This is a genomic window from Vibrio sp. 811 (genome assembly GCF_033339195.1).
Genome location: NZ_JAWOUB010000003.1, coordinates 168661 through 190230, shown reverse-complemented (window position 1 = coordinate 190230; position 21570 = coordinate 168661). Strand labels below are relative to the sequence as shown.

Below are 21570 nucleotides of genomic sequence, written 5' to 3'. Positions count from 1 at the left end.
AATAATAAAGGAAAGTTTATGTCGAATGAAAGACGTTACTTTGGTACTGACGGTGTGCGCGGTAAAGTAGGACAATACCCAATCACTCCAGACTTCGTACTTAAGCTTGGCTGGGCTGCTGGTCGTGTACTAGCGAAACAAGGCACAAAGAAAGTTATCATAGGTAAAGATACACGTATTTCAGGTTATATGCTTGAATCTGCACTAGAGGCTGGCCTTGCAGCTGCGGGACTTAAAGCAACATTTACTGGTCCCATGCCAACTCCAGCCGTGGCATATTTAACTCAGACTTTCCGTGCCGAGGCTGGTATTGTGATTTCTGCATCACATAACCCATATTACGACAACGGCATTAAATTCTTTTCTTCTGAGGGTACTAAGCTACCTGACGATATCGAATTGGCGATCGAAGCTGAGTTAGATAAAGAAATTGAATGTGTGGAGTCTGCTGAGCTTGGTAAAGCAACCCGCCTAAATGATGCAGCTGGTCGTTACATCGAATTCTGTAAGAGTACTTTCCCATCTGAGTTGAGCCTTGCGAACTTTAAGATCGTAGTAGACTGTGCGCACGGTGCAACGTACCACATCGCTCCAAATGTTTTCAAAGAACTTGGGGCAGAAGTTATCGCTATGGGCGTAGAGCCTAACGGCATCAACATTAATGAAAAAGTGGGCGCAACAGACGTACGAGCTCTTCAACAGCGTGTTGTTGAAGAGCAAGCGCATCTTGGTCTCGCATTTGATGGTGATGGTGACCGCATCATTATGGTCGACCACCTAGGTAACAAAGTTGATGGTGACCAAATTGCTTATATCATCGCTCGTGATGCACTTCGTCGTGGTGAGCTAAAGGGTGGTGTTGTTGGTACACTAATGACTAACTTGGGTATGGAAAATGGTTTAAAGCAGCTAGGCATTCCGTTTGTACGTGCTGCTGTTGGTGACCGTTATGTCATGGAGCAACTGCTAGAAAAAGGTTGGAAAATTGGTGCTGAAAACTCAGGCCATGTGATCTTATTAGATAAAGTCACAACCGGCGATGCGATTGTTGCTGCACTTCAAGTACTTGCTTCTGTAATTGGCAGCGATATGTCTTTATATGAACTATCGCAAGGAATGACATTATATCCTCAGGTTTTAGAAAATGTCCGTTTCTCAGGAGAAAGTAACCCTCTTGAAGCTACAGCTGTATTAAACGCTGTCGCTGAAGTAGAGGCGACACTTGGTGATAAAGGGCGTGTACTGCTGCGTAAGTCTGGCACTGAGCCTTTGATCCGCGTTATGGTGGAAGGCGAAGATGGTGAACTAGTTCAACACTCAGCATTGAAAATCGCTGAGGCTGTTAAAGCAAGTTGTTAATCATTGCGTTAAAGCATGTCTTGAATGAAAAGGGCATCTTTTGCCCTTTTTTTGAGCGCTTAACGCATTGGCATTGATTTTTTACTAATTTTCCCTTGTCAGCGTTACTGGCTTTCGCTAGTATTGCTCCGCCTCCCGTTAGGAGGTCGCTAGCCTTGTTCATAATGATTTATTCTTTTGAACGGCGCTGGCTCAACAATTTGGAACATAGGTGGAAAAAATGTTTTCAGTTCTACTTGTGATTTACCTGTTGGCAGCGCTTGGTGTGATTGGCCTTGTGTTGATTCAACAAGGTAAAGGCGCAGATATGGGAGCCTCGTTCGGTGCTGGTGCTTCAAACACAGTGTTTGGTGCTGGCGGCTCAGGTAATTTCTTAACCCGAACAACTGCTATTTTAGCAACCGTATTCTTTATCGTTAGCTTGTTACTTGGTCGTATGTCTACGCACCAGACTGAATCACAATGGGTAGACCCAACGTTAGGTCAACCAGTTGTTGAACAAGTTAAGGATGCAGCGAGTGAAGTTCCTGCCCCTGCGGGTGATGAAATTCCTCAATAAGCTGTAAGGTTTTGATGCCGAGATGGTGAAATTGGTAGACACGCTAGCATGAGGTGCTAGTGCCTTAGGTGTGAGGGTTCGAGTCCCTCTCTCGGCACCATGTATTTACAAACTTGTAAATCACTTGTTTGCGAGTATAATGCTCAGCAAGTCGGACGCGGGGTGGAGCAGCTTGGTAGCTCGTCGGGCTCATAACCCGAAGGTCGTCGGTTCAAATCCGGCCCCCGCAACCAATCTCTTTCTTTAAAAGGAAATCGTAGATTGGCAAGTTTGCGTAGTGCTAACCACACTACGAGTTAAGAAAAGCAATTGTTGGCTATTCTTAACGTATCAGGGTCCAGCAGCATAAAACCCCGACTATCGGGGTTTTTTGTTATCTGAGCTTTTTGAAATAGCTCAGATACTGCTTGGTTTTTTGATTGGGCTCTGAGCCCTTTTTTTGTTTCTGGAGTGGTTAAATGACTGGTTTAGAAAGACAACTTACTGAAATGCTTGACGCGCCAGTAGCGGCATCAGGTTATGAGTTAGTTGGATTAGAATTCATTCGTGCAGGCGCGCACTCAACGTTACGTATCTACATTGACCATGAAAATGGTATTAACGTAGACGACTGTGCAGAAGTTAGCCACCAAGTTAGTGCAGTTTTAGACGTTGAAGATCCAATTTCTGTTGCTTACAGCCTAGAAGTGTCTTCTCCAGGTTTAGAAAGACCACTTTTTAAAGCAGCACATTACGAGCAATTTATTGGTCACGAGGTCAGCATCGTATTGAAAATGGCTGTAGCAAACCGTCGTAAGTGGAAAGGTATTATCCACGGTGTTGATGGCGAAACAGTGACAATTACTGTAGACGGTCAGCAAGAAGAGTTTGCTCTAAGTAACATTTCCAAAGCTAACCTGATCCCTAAATTTTAGTTCCCTAAAAAAGTTTAAGCTTAGAGGCTAAATATAATGAGTAAAGAAATTTTAGCGGTAGCAGAAGCGGTATCGAACGAAAAAGCGGTACCTCGTGAGCGTATCTTTGAGGCTCTTGAGATTGCTCTAGCAACTTCTACAAAGAAAAAATACGAAATCGAAATCGACGTACGTGTTGCCATTGACCGTAAAACCGGTGAATTTGTAACTTACCGCCGTTGGTTAGTTGTTGATGACGTTGAGAACCCTACAAAAGAGATCTCACTAGAAGCAGCGCAATACGAAGATGACTCAATCGAGCTTGGCGACTACGTAGAAGACGAAATCGAATCAGTAACGTTTGACCGAATTACGACTCAAACTGCTAAGCAAGTTATCGTTCAAAAAGTTCGTGAAGCTGAGCGCGCACAAATCGTTGAACAGTTCATCGACAATGAAGGTGATCTAATCACTGGTGTCGTGAAAAAAGTAAACCGTGACACAATCGTGCTTGATCTTGGTAATAACGCTGAAGCGGTAATCCTGCGTGATGACCAACTTCCTCGTGAAAACTTCCGTCCAGGCGACCGCGTACGTGGCCTTCTTTACAAAGTCGCGCCTGAAGCACGTGGTTTCCAATTGTTCATCACTCGTTCTAAGCCAGAAATGTTGGCAGAACTGTTCCGTGTTGAAGTGCCTGAAATCGCAGAAGATATTATCGAGCTTAAAGGCGCAGCACGTGATCCTGGTTCTCGCGCTAAGATCGCTGTCAAAACAAATGACAAACGTATCGACCCTGTAGGTGCGTGTGTTGGTATGCGTGGTGCACGTGTACAAGCTGTTTCTGGCGAACTTGGTGGGGAGCGTATCGATATCGTTCTTTGGGATGATAACCCAGCTCAATTCGTTATCAACGCAATGGCGCCAGCTGATGTTGCATCTATCATCGTTGATGAGGATGCACACTCAATGGACATCGCAGTTGAAGCTGACAACCTAGCGCAAGCTATTGGTCGTAACGGTCAAAACGTGCGTCTAGCATCTCAACTAACCGGTTGGGAACTGAATGTTATGACAGTTGCTGATCTTCAGAAGAAACACGCTGAAGAATCACAAGCATCTATTGAAAACTTCATGAAGTACCTAGATATTGAAGAAGACTTCGCTCAACTTCTTGTTGAAGAAGGTTTCTCAACGCTAGAAGAAATCGCATACGTGCCAGTTAACGAGCTACTAGAAATCGATGGTTTGAATGAAGAACTAATCGAAGAGCTTCGTGGACGTGCAAAAGATGCACTAACGACGATCGCACTAGCACAAGAAGAGTCTTTTGAAGGTCTAGAACCAGCTGAGGACCTACTTGCACTTGAAGGTCTTGAGCGTGAGATGGCATTTAAATTGGCAGCGAAAGGTGTAGCGACACTGGAAGATCTTGCTGACCAAGGTATTGACGATTTAGAAGGTATCGAAGGCCTGACCGAAGAACGTGCAGGTGAGCTAATTATGGCCGCACGTAACATCTGTTGGTTCGGCGAAGAAGCATAATTTTCGGCAAGGAGGAAGCGGCATGACACAATTAACAGTTAAAGCACTGAGTGATGAGATTGGTACGCCAGTCGACCGCTTGATTGAACAACTTGCTGACGCTGGCATTAAAAAGGCGAGCTCTGACAATGTTACTGATGAAGAGAAGCAGAAGCTTCTCTCTCATTTAAAGAAAGAACACGGTGATAAATCAGGTGATTCAGAGCCGACTCGCCTTACGCTTCAGCGTAAAACTCGTAGTACACTTAGTGTGAACGCGGGTGGTGGTAAGAGTAAGAATGTTCAGGTTGAGGTGCGCAAAAAACGTACATACGTGAAGCGCAGCACAATTGAAGATGAAGCGAAACGTGAAGCTGAAGAAGCAGCACAACGTGAAGCAGAAGAAGCAGCAAAACGTGCAGCAGAAGAAGCTGCAAAACGTGAAGCTGAAGAAGCTGCGAAACGTGAAGCTGAAGAAGCTGCAAAACGTGAAGCGGAAGAAAAAGCGAAACGTGAAGCTGAAGAAAAAGCGAAGCGAGACGTAGATACGAATGCACAACGTAATGCTGAAGAAAAAGCAAAGCGTGATGCTGAAGAGAAAATTAAGCAAGAAGCAGCGCGAAAAGAGGCCGACGAGCTTAAACGTCGTCAGGAAGAAGAAGCTAAGCGTAAGGCTGAAGAGGAAAGTCAGCGCAAGCTTGAAGAAGCTCGCGAATTGGCTGAAAAGAATAAAGAGCGTTGGTCTGCTGCAGAAGAGAAAAAGGGTGATATGGAAGATACAGATTACCATGTAACGACTTCACAATACGCACGTGAAGCCGAAGATGAAGCAGATCGCAAAGTAGAAGGCGGTCGTCGTAAGAAGAAAAAAGCAGCTTCGGGTAAAGACGACCAAGCTCGCGGTGGCCGTAACAACCAACGTGGCGGTAGAGGTCGTAAGGGCAAACTTGCTAAGCCGACTTCAATGCAGCACGGGTTTGATAAGTCAGCAACGGTTGCTAAGCAAGACGTTGTAATTGGCGAAACGATCGTTCTATCAGAACTTGCTAACAAGATGTCGGTTAAAGCGACAGAAGTTATCAAAGTAATGATGAAGATGGGCGCTATGGCGACTATCAACCAAGTGATCGACCAAGAAACAGCACAACTTGTTGCTGAAGAAATGGGCCATAAAGTAGTTCTTCGTAAAGAGAACGAACTGGAAGAAGCGGTACTATCTGACCGTGACACTAACGCGGAAGCAGTTCCACGTGCTCCAGTTGTTACTATCATGGGTCACGTTGACCACGGTAAAACGTCAACACTTGACTACATCCGTCGCACACACGTTGCTTCTGGCGAAGCGGGTGGTATTACTCAGCACATTGGTGCGTACCACGTTGAAACAGACAACGGCATGATCACGTTCCTTGATACTCCTGGACACGCAGCGTTTACTGCAATGCGTGCTCGTGGTGCTCAAGCGACAGATATCGTTGTTCTTGTAGTTGCAGCAGACGATGGCGTAATGCCACAAACAGTAGAAGCAATTCAGCACGCGAAAGCGGCAGGCGTTCCTCTAATTGTTGCTGTGAACAAGATCGATAAAGAAGACGCGAACCCAGATAACGTTAAGAACGAGCTTGCTCAATACGACGTTATTCCTGAAGAGTGGGGCGGTGAGAACATGTTCGTTCACATCTCTGCTAAACAGGGTACAAACATCGATGGTCTCCTAGAAGCAATCCTTCTTCAGTCTGAAGTTCTTGAACTTACAGCTGTAGCTGAAGGCATGGCATCTGGTGTTGTTGTTGAATCTCGCCTAGATAAAGGTCGTGGTCCAGTTGCAACAGTACTTGTTCAATCAGGTACACTAAACAAAGGCGACATCGTTCTTTGTGGTCAAGAATACGGCCGTGTTCGTGCAATGCGTGATGAGCTAGGTAAAGAAATTACTTCGGCTGGCCCATCTATCCCTGTAGAGATCCTAGGTCTTTCAGGTGTACCATCTTCAGGTGATGAAGCAACAGTAGTTCGTGACGAGCGTAAAGCGCGTGAAGTAGCTAACTACCGTGCTGGTAAGTTCCGTGAAGTGAAACTTGCTCGTCAGCAGAAATCTAAACTAGAGAACATGTTCTCTAACATGACTGCTGGTGAAGTTGCTGAACTTAACGTTGTACTTAAAGCAGACGTTCAAGGTTCTGTCGAAGCAATCGCAGATTCACTAGTTAAGCTATCTACTGACGAAGTTAAAGTGAACATCGTTGGTTCTGGTGTTGGTGGTATTACGGAAACTGACGTAGTACTAGCGGAAGCTTCAAACGCAATCATCCTTGGCTTTAACGTTCGTGCAGATGCTTCTGCTCGCCGTGCTGTAGAAGCCGCAGCTGTTGACTTACGTTACTACTCAATCATTTACCAATTGATTGATGAAGTGAAACAAGCAATGGGCGGTATGCTTGCTCCAGAATTCAAGCAAGAGATCATTGGTCTTGCTGAAGTTCGTGACGTGTTTAAGTCACCGAAACTGGGCGCTATCGCTGGTTGTATGGTTACAGAAGGTGTGATCAAGCGTAACAACCCAATCCGTGTACTACGTGATAACGTTGTTATTTACGAAGGTGAACTAGAGTCACTGCGTCGTTTCAAAGATGACGTTCAAGAAGTTAAGAATGGCTACGAATGTGGTATCGGCGTTAAGAACTACAATGATGTTCGCGTTGGTGACCAAATCGAAGTCTTCGAAATCGTTGAAATTAAACGTACTCTAGACTAATTGACTAAAATTACTAATATTGTCTTTGAAAGATAAGTAGTAATTGGTTGTTGAATACACCATGGGGGGCTGGCTTTGACCAACCCCCCATTCTTTCTATATAAGAGTAAAGATATGTCAAAAGAATTTAGCCGCACGCAGCGCGTTGCACAGCAGCTGCAAAAAGAACTAGCGATGATCCTTCAACGTGAAGTTCGTGACTCTCGCCTTGGCATGGTGACGATCTCAGACGTAGAAGTCTCTCGTGACCTAGCTTACGCAAAAGTATTTGTGACCTTCCTATGTGTGGGTGAGCAAACACCTGAATCATGTCTAGCAGCGCTACGTGAGCACGAAGTGCACATTCGCATGATGTTAGGTAAGCGTATTCGTCTACGTTTAACGCCAGAAATCCGCTTCCACTATGACAATACGCTTGTTGAAGGTATGCGTATGTCTAACCTAGTGTCTGAAGTCGTTAGTTCAGACAAACAAAAGCAAAAAGATTCTGGTCGTGAGGACGAAGAATAATGGCTCGTCGTCGTAAAGGTCGTCCAATTAATGGCGTTATACTGTTGGACAAACCAACAGGTATCTCTTCCAATGATGCACTGCAAAAAGTAAAGCGAATCTACTTTGCCGAGAAAGCAGGCCACACTGGAGCCTTGGACCCATTAGCGACAGGCATGCTGCCAATTTGCTTGGGTGAAGCGACAAAATTTTCTCAGTTTCTTCTTGATTCTGATAAACGCTACCGCGTGATCGCAAAGCTGGGTGAACGTACCAATACATCTGACTCGGATGGTGAAGTTGTAGAGACGCGTCCAGTCGATGTTACGTTAGACAAGCTAGAAGCGTGCATCGATCAGTTCCGTGGTGAATCTGATCAAGTACCTTCCATGTTCTCTGCGTTGAAGTATCAAGGTAAACCCTTGTATGAATACGCTCGTAAAGGCATCGAAGTTCCGCGTGAATCTCGTAAGATCACGGTATATGAGATTGTTCTTCACCGTTTTGAAGGCGATGAAGTAGAGATGGAAGTGCACTGCTCTAAAGGTACCTATATTCGTACTATCGTTGATGATCTGGGCGAAATGTTAGGTTGTGGTGCGCACGTAACTATGCTTCGTCGTACTGGTGTTGCTAAATACCCTTACGAGAATATGGTAACACTTGAGCAACTAAATGAGTTGCTAGAGCAAGCTCACCGCGAGGAACGAGCGCCTCGAGAGCTACTGGACCCACTGCTTTTGCCAATGGATACAGCGGTAGAAGACTTACCAGAAGTCAACTTGGTGCCTGAACTGGCGAATATGGTCCAACATGGACAGCCCGTTCAAGTATTTGGTGCTCCGACTGAGGGCTCACTTCGCCTTACTATGGGTGAAGAACGCTTGTTTATTGGCGTTGGCGAAATGAACGAAGATGGCAAAATCGCTCCTAAGCGATTGGTCGTGTTCCGAGATGACGTTGCATCCAAGTAAATGATTGAAAATACCGACCTGAGTGTCGGTATTTTTATATTGCACGAGATAGGAAATTTCCCTATAATCCGCGCTTCGCGTAGCGGCTGAATCAGAGATTGGCTGCTACAACTTTAAACCTACTCTTATTAGGAGAGAATTATGTCTCTGAATGCAGAAACTAAAGCAGCAATCGTTGCAGAATACGCACAAGGCGAAGGCGACACTGGTTCACCAGAAGTTCAAGTAGCTCTACTTACAGCTTCTATCAACCACCTACAAGGTCACTTCAAAGCGCACAAAGGCGATCACCACAGCCGTCGTGGTCTTCTACGCATGGTTTCTCGTCGTCGTAAGCTTCTAGATTACCTAAAAGGTAAAAACCTAGCTCGCTACCAAGACCTAATCAAACGTCTAGGCCTACGTCGCTAATCAGCGACTGCATAGCAGTTTGTCTAAAAAGGGGCTTTATGCCCCTTTTTTGTTGCCTAAATTTAGCCAAATTAGACTTATGCCGTTATAATACTGGCGGCTAAACCTTGTAAGAGGTTTTCTCAAAAGCTCATAGCATTACAGTCAACCACGTCGACCAAAAGGTCGCGACTATTCAAAAGGAATTTCCGAGTTTCTTTTTACTAGTCGCGATTCGTAATGCCTTGAGTGTCAATTAACACATCTAAGATTTCTTTAAGCACTAAAGGAAGATTAGAAACAAGGAATAACAATGTTCGAAAAACCAGTTGTTAAAACGTTCCAGTACGGTAACCACACAGTTACTTTAGAAACTGGCGTTATTGCACGTCAAGCTACAGCAGCAGTTATGGTCACAATGGATGATACGTCTGTATTCGTATCTGTTGTAGGTAAAAAAGAAGCCGTTGCAGGTCAAGACTTCTTCCCACTAACGGTTAACTACCAAGAGCGTACTTACGCTGCGGGTAAAATTCCAGGCGGCTTCTTCAAACGTGAAGGTCGTCCTTCTGAAGGCGAAACGCTAACAGCTCGTCTAATCGACCGTCCAATCCGTCCGCTATTCCCAGACGCGTTTAAAAACGAAGTTCAGGTTATCGCGACAGTAATGTCTGTAAACCCAGATGTTCAGCCAGATATCGTTACAATGATCGGTACTTCTGCTGCTCTTGCTATCTCTGGCATTCCATTCAACGGCCCTATCGGTGCGGCGCGTGTTGGTCATATCGATGGTCAGCTTGTACTTAACCCTAGCCAAACTGAACTAGAAACTTCTAAGCTTGACCTTGTTGTTGCAGGTACAGAGTCAGCAGTACTGATGGTTGAGTCAGAAGCGGACAACCTAACTGAAGAAGAAATGCTAGCGGCGGTTGTTTATGGTCATGACCAACAACAAGTTGCTATTCAAGCTATCAACGAATTCAAAGCAGAAGTTGCAACTCCTGCTTGGGATTGGGTTGCTCCTGAAGAGAACACAGCGCTTAAAAATAAGATTGCTGATCTAGCAGAAGCTAAACTTGTTGAAGCTTACCAAATTACTGAGAAAATGGCTCGTTACGACCGCATCCATGAGATCGCTGCGGAAGTAAATGAAGTTCTTCTTGCTGAAGATCCTGAAGCAGACACAAAAGAAATCCACACTATCTTCCATGATCTAGAGAAGACAGTAGTACGTAGCCGTATTATTGCAGGTAACCCTCGTATCGATGGCCGTGAAAAAGACATGGTTCGTGCACTAGATGTACGTACTGGTGTTCTTCCTCGTACTCACGGTAGCGCGCTATTCACTCGTGGTGAAACTCAGGCGATCGTTACGGCAACGCTAGGTACTCAGCGTGATGCTCAAATCATCGATGAGCTAACTGGTGAGCGTAAAGATCACTTCCTACTGCACTACAACTTCCCTCCATACTGTGTAGGTGAAACTGGTTTTGTAGGTTCTCCTAAGCGTCGTGAAATCGGCCACGGTAAACTGGCGAAGCGTGGTATTGCTGCAGTAATGCCTTCTGTTGATGAGTTCCCATACACAGTACGTGTTGTATCGGAAATCACTGAATCTAACGGTTCATCTTCAATGGCTTCAGTATGTGGTACTTCTCTTGCGCTTATGGACGCAGGTGTACCAATCAAAGCATCTGTTGCTGGTATTGCAATGGGTCTTGTTAAAGAAGGTGACGATTTCGTTGTACTTTCTGACATCCTTGGCGATGAAGACCACCTAGGTGACATGGACTTTAAAGTAGCAGGTACTAACACTGGTATCACTGCACTTCAAATGGACATCAAGATCGAAGGCATCACTAAAGAAATCATGCAAATTGCGCTTAACCAAGCTCAAGGCGCACGTAAGCACATCCTATCTGTAATGGATGAAGCAATCTCTGGTGCTCGTGAAGACATCTCTGAATTTGCTCCGCGTATTCACACGATGAAGATCAGCGCTGAGAAGATCAAAGACGTTATCGGTAAAGGTGGTGCAGTTATCCGTGCTCTAACTGAAGAGACTGGTACAACTATCGAAATCGAAGACGACGGTACTATCAAGATTGCGGCAACTGAAGGCACTGCTGCGAAAGAAGCTATCCGCCGTATCGAAGAGATCACTGCTGAAGTTGAAGTGGGCCGTATCTACACAGGTAAAGTTGCACGTCTAGCGGACTTCGGTGCATTCGTAACGGTTCTTCCAGGCAAAGATGGTCTTGTACACATTTCTCAAATCGCCGAAAAACGTGTTGAGAAAGTGTCTGACTACCTAGCTGAAGGCCAAGAAGTTCAAGTTAAAGTTCTTGAAATCGACCGCCAAGGCCGTGTACGTCTAAGCATGAAAGAAGCGGTAGAAAAGCCAGCTGAAGAAGCTGCTGCTGAAGCACCAGCTGCTAAAGACGAGTAAGACAAAATGAGACTTTCAGCCTTTTATTAGATTAAGGGCCTGAAAGCATGTTATAAAAGGGGAGCATTTTCGCTCCCCTTTTTTGGTTTGTTTCGATGTATTAACCTCAAACGAGGTTATCGCCTATATTGCATTAAGAGAAATAAATCTTGAGCGGTCCAAACAGGAGTATCAATTAGTGAAATGGTTTCAAACCGCAATTTTATGTGTTGCTATCGCGCTGACCGGTTGTGCAAATACTTCTCAACAATCAGCACAAAAGTGGTTATATCCACCGATGGCGGTGCCACTTCAGCCTAGTGTTCAACAAGAAGTACAAATCGCGCGTCTCTCGCAGTTGCTACAACGTCCCGACCTTAGTGATGAAGTGCGCGCTAAAATGCATTATGAGCGCGGTAGCTACTACGACAGCGTTGGTTTACGTGATCTTGCCCGTTTGGACTTTAACCAGTCTTTGCAGTTGAATCCTGCTCAGCCGGACATCTTCAATCTTTTGGGAGTATACTTTACCCAAGTAGGAGAGTTTGATGCGGCATATGAAGCGTTTGACTCGACCATAGAGTTGGCTCCTGATAATACCTATGCTGAGCGCAACCGTGCGATTGCACTGTATTATGGTGGCCGAATCGATCTCGCTTTAGAAGATATGACCAAGCATTATCAAGAAATGCCAACGGATCCTTTTCGTTCATTATGGCTGTACATCATCGAAGCTGAGCAAAATCCAGAGCAAGCAAAAGCCAATCTTCAACAGCGTTATTTACGAGATCGTAGTGAAGAGTGGGGGTGGGTTCTTGTTGCTATCATGCTGCGAGACGTCTCGGACGAAGACGCGCTTAAAGCAATTATGGATGGAACAAGAGAGAATTATCGCCTAGCTGAACGATTGACGGAAACGTATTTCTACCTTGGAAAGCGTAATCAGCTTGAAGGTGATATCGCAAGTGCCATCTCACTTTATAAGCTCGCGATTTCGTTCAACGTTTACGATTATGTTGAGCATCGCTATTCTTTCTTGGAATTGGCGCAAATCTACGATCAATTACAGCAAGATAGATTGGCCAAGTTAAAGGCTGCCAAGAAGCTGGAAATTGAATGATTTAGAGCCGCTCGATGAGAGCGGCTTTTTTTATGATTGAACTTGATGAGTGACTCATTTAAAATAGTTAGTCTTGCTAACTAAGTGGTGGTGGCTTTTATGGCATTAGAAGAAAGCTTGATTGATTTAGAGCGTTTTTGCGCCAAAGCTTGGCGTGTCTATGCCAAAGAAGATCCATTATCACATCTAAGCTTTAATGAGTTCGATTATTTACGTGTGATTCAGGTTTACCCTGAGGGTGTGCGAATAACCGATCTTGCAGAAGAGCTGCAAGTGACTAAGCCTTCCGCGTCGACAATGGTTGTGCGTCTGGAAAAAAAGGGTTTGGTGAAACGCATCGCATGTAATGAGGATGCTCGTGCTAAGCGTGTGTTGCTTACAGAAGAAGTCGCAGAAAAAATGTCTTTGGAGCAGGTAGTGTACAAAGATATCTCTGAACAAATGATGCAACAATTAAATCAGCAAGAAGCTGAGCAGTTACAAGCTTTACTGAATAAAGCATTGAGCAATAAGTCATTTTAAACTAAACCAAAGGCCTCCGCTGTACGCATTAGCCTTTGGTGTTTCATTTTTCTTTTATTTAATTTAACCATTTAGTTAGCCTTGCTAATTAAATGGTTAGCTTTGCTAACTACTGGTGACAGTCATGCAAAACTCAATTTATAGACAGTTTTGGAAATATACGATTCCAACCGTCGCAGCAATGCTCGTAAACGGTTTGTATCAAATAGTTGATGGCATTTTTATTGGCCGTTATGTTGGCGCTGACGGATTAGCTGGGATCAATGTTGCGTGGCCTATTATCGGTTCGATCCTCGGTATAGGAATGATGATTGGGGTGGGGACTGGTGCACTGACCTCGATCAAGCAAGGAGAGAATGATCATGAAGGTGCTAAGCGAATCCTAACGACCGGATTGACGTTGTTAGCGGCATTGATGCCAATCGTTGCTACAATATTGTTCTTGTTTTCGGATGAATTTATTCGCTGGCAAGGAGCGGAAGGGCGAGTGTTTGAACTTGCGCTGCAATATTTGCATATTCTGATTGTCGCGTGCGTATTCACGTTGGGTTCTATCGCGGTTCCGTTTCTGTTACGCAATGACGACAGCCCGAACTTAGCAACGATTTTGATGGTCATCGGTGCCGTTATTAACATCGTATTAGACTACGTATTTATTGCTTGGTTGGAGTGGGAGTTAACCGGAGCCGCTATTGCCACTGCACTTGCACAATTAGTGGTCACTGTGCTCGGTATTGGTTACTTCTTTACTTCAAAAGCAACATTACGCCTTCGTATCCGCGACTTCAAAGTTCAGGTTGATGCTGCACCAAAGATTATCATGATAGGTACATCAAGTTTCTTTATGTACGCCTACGGCTCTGTGATGGTGGCACTGCACAACGCGTTATTTGCTCAATACGGAAGTGCAATGTTGATCGGAGCGTACGCGATTTTGGGGTACATCGTGACGGTTTACTATCTGATAGCCGAAGGAATTGCGAATGGTATGCAGCCTTTAGTGAGCTTCAACCACGGTGCACGTAATCAGGATAACATTAGAAAGTTATTAAAGGTCGCGATGGGGACATCTGTGCTTGGTGGGGTGGCGTTCGTTGTTTTGATGAACCTTTTCCCGTACGAACTGGTTTCGGTGTTTAATAATGCAGACCAACAGTTGATTGATAGCACGGTGATCGGGATTCGTTTACACATGTTTGCGTTGTTCTTAGATGGTTTTTTAGTTGTGGCGGCCGCGTACTATCAATCAGTAAACAAAGGCAGCAAAGCCATGTTTGTAACACTAGGCAACATGCTGGTCCAGTTGCCATTCTTATTCATTATGCCGAAACTTTTCGGCGTGACAGGCATTTGGTTAGCTTTCCCATTGTCTAACATTGCATTGAGTTTGGTCGTGATCAGTATGTTGTGGCGAGATGTGAAAAAGCTGCTTAATGAAACTTCGGCTGAGCCAACAGTGCAAGCCTGTTAACAATGGCTGATAGAGAAAAGCGAGGTTGGGCCTCGCTTTTCTTTTTTGGGGAGCTAAATGTTTTTTACTTCTAAGCCAGCTAGCTGATGCCAATAGCCATTGCATTGGCGGCTTTCAAGTTTTTCAGGGTTGTCGCCGTGCTCGTTTGAGCGAAAATGCTCTAACTCAGAAAGTGTACTCACACCGAGAGGGCTTAATCGGACCACATCAACCAGGCCTTGCATACTTGGTAAGTCATTGATCAGGTTATAACAATACCCTGATTGTGTTTGAATGCCGTTAAGGTTAAAGACTTCTTGCCCTTCTTGGCTACTGACCTGGATTCCCGTAGGGTATTTGATACAGCAGGTTTCGCAATCGTCTTTCGCTCGGTTTTCAGCTCGGGCTGTGAAACAGCGAGCGGAATACGCTAAAGGTAAATAACCGTGGCTAAATACCTCAACTTCAAACTTGTTACGAATACCCAGCTCGTCACACTGAACTAAAGTATCGTTTAACCATTCGCGAGAGAGCTCGACAGGCATGCACCAACGCATCATACCTTGCTTCAAAAATAAGTTGAGCGTGTGTGCGTTATAAGTATTGATTGCAGGGCCAACGACGAAAGGCACTTTATGCTCTGATGCCAATTGAACAGCAGATACGTCATTTGCTTCAATCGCGAAGTCACCGTTGTCGATGTACTTCTTCATTATGTTTACTTCACTCGGAGCTTCTAGTAGTGCCATCGTTGATAGCACCACTTGCTTGCCAGATGCAGACAGCTCTTTTGCGATTTCAAGCCAATGCGAAGGCTTCATTTCTCGACGTTTTGAACATACGGTTTCCCCAAGATAGATGATGTCCGCGGATCTTGATTTCGCTTGTTCATAAAACGCTTCGATGTCTTGTTTTGGCCAGAAGTACAACAGCGGGCCAAGCGCGTATTTCATTGAATTATCCATCTTAACCTCTACTGCCATTTGCGGTGATAAGCACCAAGTGTGGTCTGCGTACCTTCAGACACGTTTGCCAATGCGGCATCCCAAGCCGCTTCGACTTGGTAAGCTTCTGGGTTTGCTTGGTAACGGTCAATCGCGGCTCGCCATGTTCGAGTGACTTGTTCTACGTAAGCAGGGCTACGTTGGCGACCTTCAATTTTTACAGAAGCCACATTTGCAGCAAATAGTTCTGGCAGCATAGAGAGGGTGTTCAAACTGGTTGGTTCTTCCAGTGCGTGGTAGCGTTTTTTCTCGCCTTCGATTTCAGCTTCGAAACGACCTTTACACAAGGTAGGGTAGCCCGCATTTTCACCAGCGCTGTAGCGATCGATCAAAATGTCGTTAAGGCGGGACTCCAGACCATTTTCTGTTTCTTGCCAGCGAACGTACTTAGCTGGAGAGCATGCTCCCACAGTGTTTGGAGACTCGCCTGTCATGTATGACGATAGGTAGCAGCGACCTTCAGACATGATACAAAGGCTACCAAAAGCAAAGACTTCTAACTCGACATCGCTAGTGATGTTGCGTGAAAGCTGTTTTACCTGATGGATAGACAATACGCGAGGCAGTACAACACGTTTTACGTTGAAGTTTTGCTTGTAGAAATCTACCGCTGCAACGTTGGTCGCTGATGCTTGTACAGAAAGGTGCAGTTCAAGTTCTGGGTATTTGCGAGCAGCGTACTCAAGTACCGCAATGTCAGCCACGATAAGTGCGTCCACACCCAAGGCTGCGGCATTGTCGACCGCATTTGTCCAACGCTCGAAACCATTTGGGTGGGCAAACGTGTTTAATGCAACGTGGATCTTTTTGTTGCGGTCATGAACGTATTGCACCGCTTTTTCAAGCTTCTTGCCGTTGAAGTTCAGACCAGCAAAGTGACGGGCGTTGGTATCATCTTTGAAACCAATGTAGACGGCATCGGCACCGCAATCAATCGCAGTTTTTAACGCAGGCAGGTTACCCGCGGGACACAAGAGTTCCATATGCTCACAATCATTGAGAATAAAAAGGTGTCCGCATTTTATGAAGAATTATGAATAGCGAAATTGACCTAAGTTAGGTTTAGCTCAATAAAGTCGATATTTACCCCTTGCGAGTAAGGGTATCGGGTCGGGGTTAGTTCTTGTGACGACGATTCTGTACAAACAGCTCTTCAATTTCATGTTTTGGCTGCGGGCGATAAAAATGGAATCCTTGAATCGCATTACATTGAAGGTTAGAGAGCAAAGTAGCTTGCTGGTGGGTTTCCACCCCCTCGGCAACGACAGTTAAGTCGAGCGACTTACCCAGATTAATGATGTTTTCAATCACAGTGACTTGTTTCGGTAGTGTGTCGATATCATTAATAAAAGCGCGGTCGATTTTTAGCTCGTCAATAGGGAAACGCGCTAAGTAGGAAAGAGAAGAGTAGCCGGTACCAAAGTCATCGATAGAGAGAGCGAAGCCAAGCTTTTTAATCGCATTCAACATTTGCAGTGTATGTTCGCTATCACTCATCACGGCACTTTCGGTTAGCTCGAAGGTAATGCAGCTTGGATCAAGCTCGGTAGTGCGAAGCAGCTTTTCCATAAAGTCGATCAGCTGTGGGTTGCCAAATTGCTCGGGAGAGAGGTTGATGGCGACACGGCCTGGCAGTATGCCTTGTTGCTTCCAACGTTTTACCGTATTGAAAACATCACGCATCACGACACGTCCAAGGTGTTCGATTAACCCAGCGCGCTCGGCGACAGGAATGAATGAGCCAGGACTAATGTACCCTTCGACTGGATGCTTCCAACGAACGAGCGCTTCTGCGCCGTTGATACTGAAGTCTCGCGCGTTAACCTTAGGTTGATACCACACTTCCAAACCGTTCTGCTGCAATGCTTTTTGCAGTTCGATTTCAAGCCACAAACGCATACGCGCTTCTTTGTTCATTTGATCGTTAAATTTGATCAGACGATTTCTACCACGATCTTTGGCTTCATACATCGCAGTATCGGCATTTTGTAGTAGGATTCGTGCATCTTGTCCGTCTTCAGGGTATCGAACGCTACCAATTGAACAGGCAAGGCGTTTGCTGAAGTGGTGCAAGTCGAAAGGTTGGTTGATCAACGAGATAATGCGATCGGACAAAATTTCAGCCATGCGGGTATTTTCTGGCTCCGGCAGAATGACGCCAAACTCATCGCCACCCAAATGACCAATAATCGCTTGGTTTGGTAGTAACCGTTTAAGACGGGCCGATACCTCTTGAATCACTTTATCGCCAATATGGTGACCAAGTGAGTCATTAATGTTTTTGAAGTTATCGATATCCAAATAGAACACCAGAAGCGGTGTTTGCTTTTTGATCAGCTGTTCCAAACGTTTGGTGAAGCCAAAGCGGTTGTAGAGTTTGGTGAGCGAGTCAATGTGTATGTCTTCATTCGATGCAGAAGACAGGTTTTTGGGCGCATCATCAGCATCTTGGATTAGGATAATTTGAGATTCGCTACCTAATATCGCCGTGGAATCCGCGTGTAGCTGAACTTTCCGTTCAAAGCCGCATCTTGCGCTGGTTAAGCAGACAAAAGGTTTGTCAGAAATTAAAGTACTCAATCGATGACTAAATACCTTTTTACTGTTTTCATCGATGAATAAACGACTTAGCTCTTCGCCCAACAATTCATGAGGAGAGTTAAGTCCGAGAAGGCGCGCTGATGCGGGGTTCGCAGAGATGACAATATCATCTTCGATAAGCAGTAAGCCGTCTGGTAGCAGTTGTGTTAACTTCGCAAACTTACTTTCGGACTCTTCTAAGGAGCGAACGAGTATCTGCTTTTCTGAAGTATCGACAGCGTGAAAAACAACAAAGCGAATGTCGTTACCTTCAAAAACTGGCGAAAGACTAAAGTGAAGACTGGTTTCAAGGTCGGTTTCATCGAGCGTGATTTCGGCTTCGACATGTGCCCCTTTGAACGCGCGCTGATAGTATGGTGCAAGCTTCTTATAAAACTGTTCACCCAGCACTTGGCAATCGTTTAAGCCGACGATTTCCTCATGACTTAAACCTGCGATATCGCAGTAACGGTCACTTACCATTCGATAATTGTGTTTTTTATCAAGAATGGCAAAGAAGAAAGGGCTATTTGAGGTTAGCGTGGCAAACCAATGTTTTAATTGCTGGGAAGGCATTAGGGTATTACCGATCTCCAATGAGCCAGATTATTCGTCCGTGTATAAAAAGCGACACCCTGATAAGCCTGCGGCGGTCTACCACCAAACCAAAGTGTTACTTGCCATTAAAGGGCTCGCGGTTTTAGCTGTGCAGTCGACAATCACATGGATACGCTCAGATAACTATAACTTTGAAAATACGGTTGTAAAAGTGTTTATCCACCTGTTCGCATCAATAATACACGTAAGTTCAAAAAAAGAAGCGTTAGTGAACAATAAACCACCAATCTAAAATAAGCACTTTATTGATACATAACAGTAATCTCATCGCCACGATTGCTTAATATAAGCAACCTAATGACAAAGTAACGGATAATGAACGTGTTAAACAAGATTCGCAGTCAACTAGTAAAGAACGCAGCTAACATTTTGCGTTCTCCAGTCCAGTTATTACCACAGCCAATTCAGAAAAAAGCGTTGCTGGAAGGGCTAAAAATGGTGTTTAAAGAAGCCTTGGAAGATGGTGACTTTGAGTTCCTTGAAGACAAGTGGTTAAAAGTTGCGATTAAAGACTTGAACTTAGCATGGTACATCAGCTATCAAGACGAAAAATTGGTGGTAGCTGAAAAACCAGTTCAGGAAGATGTGAGTTTTAGTGGTAATCTAAACGACCTAGTACTGATTGCTGGTCGTAAAGAAGACCCTGACACACTGTTCTTCCAACGTCGCCTTTCAATTGAAGGTGATACTGAGCTTGGCTTAGAAGTGAAAAACTTAATGGACAGTGTCGACTTAGAGCAGTTACCGAAAGCAATGCAAGTCGCTTTGAATCAATTGGCTGATTTTGTTCAGAAAGGAGTTCAAGCGCCTGCACAACCAACCGGAGTAGCGAATGCTTATTCGAACTGAAGCCCCAGCGGACATTCTTACCATTGACCGCTTATTGAAACACGCCTTCCCGACGGAAGCTGAAGCTGAGCTTGTGATGCGTTTGCGCGAAAACAGCAAATTCACGCTTTCCTTAGTCGCGTGTACAGATGAGGGAGAGGTGATAGGCCATGCTTTATTTAGCCCTGTGACCTTAAATGGTGAAGATTTGTCATGGCAAGGGCTAGCGCCATTAGCTGTTCATGAAGATTACCGTCGCCAAGGCATCGCTGCAGAGTTGATCAAAGAAGGTTTTGATTCACTGCGTGATTTTGGTTACCCAGTGTGTGTGGTGTTGGGCGATCCTGATTATTACGCGCGCCAGGGTTTTCAATCATGCGACGAGATGGGCTTTGAATGTGCTTGGGATGTCCCTAAAGGTGCATTTCGAGTCGCAGAGTTGGTCGAAGGTCAATGTGCTGGACGCTCCGGACGCATAGACTATGCGCCAGAGTTCTCTGAACTGTAAATGAAAGAAGCCCACGACTAAGTGGGCTTCTTTCTTATTCACTGAAAACTGAGATAGGGAGGTTAGGATGACTGGTTACTTTTCTTTTTGCCCCAGACCTCTATTTTCGCTTTTTTACTTACCCCTAGCAGGCTAAGTTTTGTGCTTCCCCAGCTACTGTAAGTCATTTCAATCCGTTTTAGCTTGGCTTCTTTTGTACCTGGAAGGCTCCAGGCACGAGTCGACAATCCGCTTGTTAGTACGCCCATAGAGGAAAGCTTTTTCTCACTACCATCTGTCATGACGACTTTTAAACCATTCATGTCTACCGTTCCTTGCACACATTTTAGTTTTATTTTACTGAAGCTTCGGTTTCGGAATAGGATATTTGGTGTCACGGTATCTGTTTCTGTATGAAAGTTAACGGTTTTCGTTGCAATCAGCTCCCACTCATCGCTGTTATTAGCAAAAACACTCACGCTGGTGGCGGCTACCAGTGTGCAAAGTAGTAGCGTATTTAAGAATTTCATAATGTACCTCATATGTCATACCCAATGTGTGGCCGTTGGCAAAACGCTATGTTCAGGAATATCCAAATCATCTCATTGTGTTCAGGTGTTCCTTGAAGTCCTTTAGGTATAATCGCGATAATTTGATAGGATTGCCCTCGTTCAAATAGGTGACGGAAAATGTCAATTAACGAGAAACAGTATTTACGTGAAATGGGGATCAGCACATGGGAGCTGGTACACCCTGAAAGACTGGAAGGCTATCAATCGCCATTATTGGATTTGCAAAGTTCATGTAAACTCCTATTGGTATCGCCAATATGTCCAGAAAACGAGACGGCATTGATGTTTGAGCGCGTATTAAAAAGCATTAAGCTCACGCTTGATGATGCGCTATACCTAGAGCCTGAGCGCTTATCCATGCTGGGTGAACATCAGCTAGAGTGGGTGTGGTTTGCAGGCTGTGAGGCTGATCAAAGCATCAAGGCAAAGCACCTGACCTCGCCACTATTACAAGATATTGATGGTAATAACGAACAGCGCCGCGCATTGTGGCAACAAATCTGTTCGTACTCTTAACGGAGCTAATGCGTGACAATTGAAATTACGCCGATGCGTGCAGAGCACCTCGACCAAGTTTGGCAAATCGAGCAGCAAGCACATTCTCACCCTTGGGCCGAATCTTTGGTTCGTGACTTATCCAGTCGCGGTGCTTGCCATCATGTGATGCTGGAAGGCTCTCAAGTGGTTGGTTACTTCTATGGACAGAATATTGTTGGAGAAGTGACACTATTAAATATTGCAGTAGCGCCTTCTCAACAGGGCAGAGGGCTAGGGCAAAAATTGCTGGACGCGTTTATTGAACACTGTGAACAAGCCAAAGCAGAGAGTGCTTGGTTAGAAGTGCGTGAAAGTAATCACCCAGCTATCCATATTTATGAGCAAGCAGGTTTTAATGAAGTGGACCGTCGTTACAACTATTACCCAGCTAAATCGGGAAATGGTAAGGAAGACGCCATTATCATGAGTTACTTATTTTTGAGTTAGTTTTAGGCCGTTACTAATTACCTCATCAACACTT

At 44.9% G+C, this 21570-nt stretch carries 20 protein-coding genes and 2 tRNA genes; 18 read left to right on the top strand and 4 right to left on the bottom strand.

Features of this window, described 5'->3' with window-relative positions:
- The first annotated feature begins 18 nt into the window (after window positions 1–18).
- The 14 genes from glmM (at window position 19) to R7Q46_RS07680 (ending at window position 14484) form a co-directional block, all read left to right on the top strand.
- Window positions 19–1359, top strand: a complete 1341-nt coding sequence (gene glmM, locus R7Q46_RS07745; RefSeq protein ID WP_005388992.1) for a phosphoglucosamine mutase — start codon at window positions 19–21, stop codon at window positions 1357–1359.
- Between the two features lie 220 nt (window positions 1360–1579).
- Complete coding sequence (gene secG, locus R7Q46_RS07740; protein WP_005380080.1) at window positions 1580–1918, top strand: preprotein translocase subunit SecG; 339 nt, start codon at window positions 1580–1582, stop codon at window positions 1916–1918.
- Between the two features lie 16 nt (window positions 1919–1934).
- Window positions 1935–2018: transfer RNA gene (locus tag R7Q46_RS07735), tRNA-Leu, on the top strand.
- A 56-nt stretch (window positions 2019–2074) separates the two neighbouring features.
- Window positions 2075–2151 (top strand) — tRNA-Met (locus R7Q46_RS07730).
- A gap of 225 nt (window positions 2152–2376) precedes the next feature.
- The gene (gene rimP, locus R7Q46_RS07725; protein ID WP_005386424.1) at window positions 2377–2832 is read left to right on the top strand and encodes a ribosome maturation factor RimP; all 456 of its coding nucleotides are present in this window, start codon (window positions 2377–2379) and stop codon (window positions 2830–2832) included.
- Window positions 2833–2868: 36 nt separating this feature from the next.
- Window positions 2869–4356: a transcription termination factor NusA gene (gene nusA / locus R7Q46_RS07720; protein WP_005380084.1), complete on the top strand. Its 1488-nt coding sequence runs from the start codon at window positions 2869–2871 to the stop codon at window positions 4354–4356.
- A 22-nt stretch (window positions 4357–4378) separates the two neighbouring features.
- Window positions 4379–7090, top strand: coding sequence for a translation initiation factor IF-2 (gene infB, locus R7Q46_RS07715; protein WP_005380086.1), 2712 nt, complete (start codon window positions 4379–4381; stop codon window positions 7088–7090).
- A 114-nt stretch (window positions 7091–7204) separates the two neighbouring features.
- A complete protein-coding gene (gene rbfA, locus R7Q46_RS07710; protein WP_005380087.1) occupies window positions 7205–7600 on the top strand; it encodes a 30S ribosome-binding factor RbfA in 396 nt (131 codons plus the stop codon).
- Complete coding sequence (gene truB / locus R7Q46_RS07705) at window positions 7600–8553, top strand: tRNA pseudouridine(55) synthase TruB (protein WP_005380088.1); 954 nt, start codon at window positions 7600–7602, stop codon at window positions 8551–8553. Before rbfA ends, truB begins: the two co-directional genes overlap by 1 nt.
- A gap of 141 nt (window positions 8554–8694) precedes the next feature.
- Window positions 8695–8964: a 30S ribosomal protein S15 gene (gene rpsO, locus R7Q46_RS07700; RefSeq protein WP_005380094.1), complete on the top strand. Its 270-nt coding sequence runs from the start codon at window positions 8695–8697 to the stop codon at window positions 8962–8964.
- 292 nt (window positions 8965–9256) lie between these two features.
- On the top strand, window positions 9257–11392 hold the full coding sequence (gene pnp, locus R7Q46_RS07695) for a polyribonucleotide nucleotidyltransferase (protein WP_005380098.1): 2136 nt from the start codon (window positions 9257–9259) through the stop codon (window positions 11390–11392).
- Between the two features lie 178 nt (window positions 11393–11570).
- On the top strand, window positions 11571–12491 hold the full coding sequence (nlpI, locus tag R7Q46_RS07690; protein WP_005380101.1) for a lipoprotein NlpI: 921 nt from the start codon (window positions 11571–11573) through the stop codon (window positions 12489–12491).
- A gap of 99 nt (window positions 12492–12590) precedes the next feature.
- A complete protein-coding gene (locus R7Q46_RS07685; RefSeq protein WP_005394653.1) occupies window positions 12591–13013 on the top strand; it encodes a MarR family winged helix-turn-helix transcriptional regulator in 423 nt (140 codons plus the stop codon).
- Between the two features lie 124 nt (window positions 13014–13137).
- Complete coding sequence (locus R7Q46_RS07680) at window positions 13138–14484, top strand: MATE family efflux transporter (RefSeq protein WP_130545030.1); 1347 nt, start codon at window positions 13138–13140, stop codon at window positions 14482–14484.
- A 53-nt stretch (window positions 14485–14537) separates the two neighbouring features.
- Here the strand turns inward: R7Q46_RS07680 and R7Q46_RS07675 are convergent, their stop codons facing one another.
- From R7Q46_RS07675 to R7Q46_RS07665, 3 genes are all read right to left on the bottom strand, one after another.
- The gene (locus R7Q46_RS07675; protein WP_165401628.1) at window positions 14538–15416 is read right to left on the bottom strand and encodes a U32 family peptidase; all 879 of its coding nucleotides are present in this window, start codon (window positions 15414–15416) and stop codon (window positions 14538–14540) included.
- A 20-nt stretch (window positions 15417–15436) separates the two neighbouring features.
- Window positions 15437–16450 carry a ubiquinone anaerobic biosynthesis protein UbiU gene (locus R7Q46_RS07670; protein WP_005431919.1) on the bottom strand — a complete coding sequence of 338 codons (1014 nt, stop codon included), beginning with the start codon at window positions 16448–16450 and terminating at the stop codon, window positions 15437–15439.
- 133 nt (window positions 16451–16583) lie between these two features.
- Window positions 16584–18623 (bottom strand): bifunctional diguanylate cyclase/phosphodiesterase, encoded by a 2040-nt coding sequence (locus R7Q46_RS07665; RefSeq protein WP_005380112.1) that lies wholly within the window; start codon window positions 18621–18623, stop codon window positions 16584–16586.
- Between the two features lie 363 nt (window positions 18624–18986).
- Between R7Q46_RS07665 and R7Q46_RS07660 the strand changes: the two genes are divergently transcribed.
- Window positions 18987–19514, top strand: a complete 528-nt coding sequence (locus tag R7Q46_RS07660; protein ID WP_053306794.1) for a ubiquinone anaerobic biosynthesis accessory factor UbiT — start codon at window positions 18987–18989, stop codon at window positions 19512–19514.
- Window positions 19498–20001, top strand: coding sequence for a GNAT family N-acetyltransferase (locus R7Q46_RS07655; RefSeq protein WP_005380119.1), 504 nt, complete (start codon window positions 19498–19500; stop codon window positions 19999–20001). Before R7Q46_RS07660 ends, R7Q46_RS07655 begins: the two co-directional genes overlap by 17 nt.
- Before the next feature lie 62 nt (window positions 20002–20063).
- Here the strand turns inward: R7Q46_RS07655 and R7Q46_RS07650 are convergent, their stop codons facing one another.
- Window positions 20064–20510, bottom strand: coding sequence for a hypothetical protein (locus R7Q46_RS07650; RefSeq protein WP_318077429.1), 447 nt, complete (start codon window positions 20508–20510; stop codon window positions 20064–20066).
- Between the two features lie 159 nt (window positions 20511–20669).
- Between R7Q46_RS07650 and R7Q46_RS07645 the strand changes: the two genes are divergently transcribed.
- Together R7Q46_RS07645 and rimI are read left to right on the top strand one after the other, a co-directional pair.
- The gene (locus R7Q46_RS07645; RefSeq protein ID WP_318077428.1) at window positions 20670–21068 is read left to right on the top strand and encodes a DNA polymerase III subunit psi; all 399 of its coding nucleotides are present in this window, start codon (window positions 20670–20672) and stop codon (window positions 21066–21068) included.
- Window positions 21069–21080: 12 nt separating this feature from the next.
- Complete coding sequence (gene rimI / locus R7Q46_RS07640; protein WP_005386430.1) at window positions 21081–21536, top strand: ribosomal protein S18-alanine N-acetyltransferase; 456 nt, start codon at window positions 21081–21083, stop codon at window positions 21534–21536.
- Window positions 21537–21570: the final 34 nt, after the last annotated feature.

Coding starts and splice junctions, on each gene's coding strand:
- rimP (WP_005386424.1), top strand. CDS start 2,377: ATGACTGGTTTAGAAAGACAACTTACTGAAATGCTTGACGCGCCAGTA.
- R7Q46_RS07675 (WP_165401628.1), bottom strand. CDS start 15,416: ATGAAATACGCGCTTGGCCCGCTGTTGTACTTCTGGCCAAAACAAGAC.
- pnp (WP_005380098.1), top strand. CDS start 9,257: ATGTTCGAAAAACCAGTTGTTAAAACGTTCCAGTACGGTAACCACACA.
- R7Q46_RS07670 (WP_005431919.1), bottom strand. CDS start 16,450: ATGGAACTCTTGTGTCCCGCGGGTAACCTGCCTGCGTTAAAAACTGCG.
- secG (WP_005380080.1), top strand. CDS start 1,580: ATGTTTTCAGTTCTACTTGTGATTTACCTGTTGGCAGCGCTTGGTGTG.
- R7Q46_RS07685 (WP_005394653.1), top strand. CDS start 12,591: ATGGCATTAGAAGAAAGCTTGATTGATTTAGAGCGTTTTTGCGCCAAA.
- rpsO (WP_005380094.1), top strand. CDS start 8,695: ATGTCTCTGAATGCAGAAACTAAAGCAGCAATCGTTGCAGAATACGCA.
- rbfA (WP_005380087.1), top strand. CDS start 7,205: ATGTCAAAAGAATTTAGCCGCACGCAGCGCGTTGCACAGCAGCTGCAA.
- R7Q46_RS07680 (WP_130545030.1), top strand. CDS start 13,138: ATGCAAAACTCAATTTATAGACAGTTTTGGAAATATACGATTCCAACC.
- R7Q46_RS07645 (WP_318077428.1), top strand. CDS start 20,670: ATGTCAATTAACGAGAAACAGTATTTACGTGAAATGGGGATCAGCACA.
- infB (WP_005380086.1), top strand. CDS start 4,379: ATGACACAATTAACAGTTAAAGCACTGAGTGATGAGATTGGTACGCCA.
- truB (WP_005380088.1), top strand. CDS start 7,600: ATGGCTCGTCGTCGTAAAGGTCGTCCAATTAATGGCGTTATACTGTTG.
- R7Q46_RS07655 (WP_005380119.1), top strand. CDS start 19,498: ATGCTTATTCGAACTGAAGCCCCAGCGGACATTCTTACCATTGACCGC.
- R7Q46_RS07665 (WP_005380112.1), bottom strand. CDS start 18,623: ATGCCTTCCCAGCAATTAAAACATTGGTTTGCCACGCTAACCTCAAAT.
- nusA (WP_005380084.1), top strand. CDS start 2,869: ATGAGTAAAGAAATTTTAGCGGTAGCAGAAGCGGTATCGAACGAAAAA.
- R7Q46_RS07650 (WP_318077429.1), bottom strand. CDS start 20,510: ATGAAATTCTTAAATACGCTACTACTTTGCACACTGGTAGCCGCCACC.
- glmM (WP_005388992.1), top strand. CDS start 19: ATGTCGAATGAAAGACGTTACTTTGGTACTGACGGTGTGCGCGGTAAA.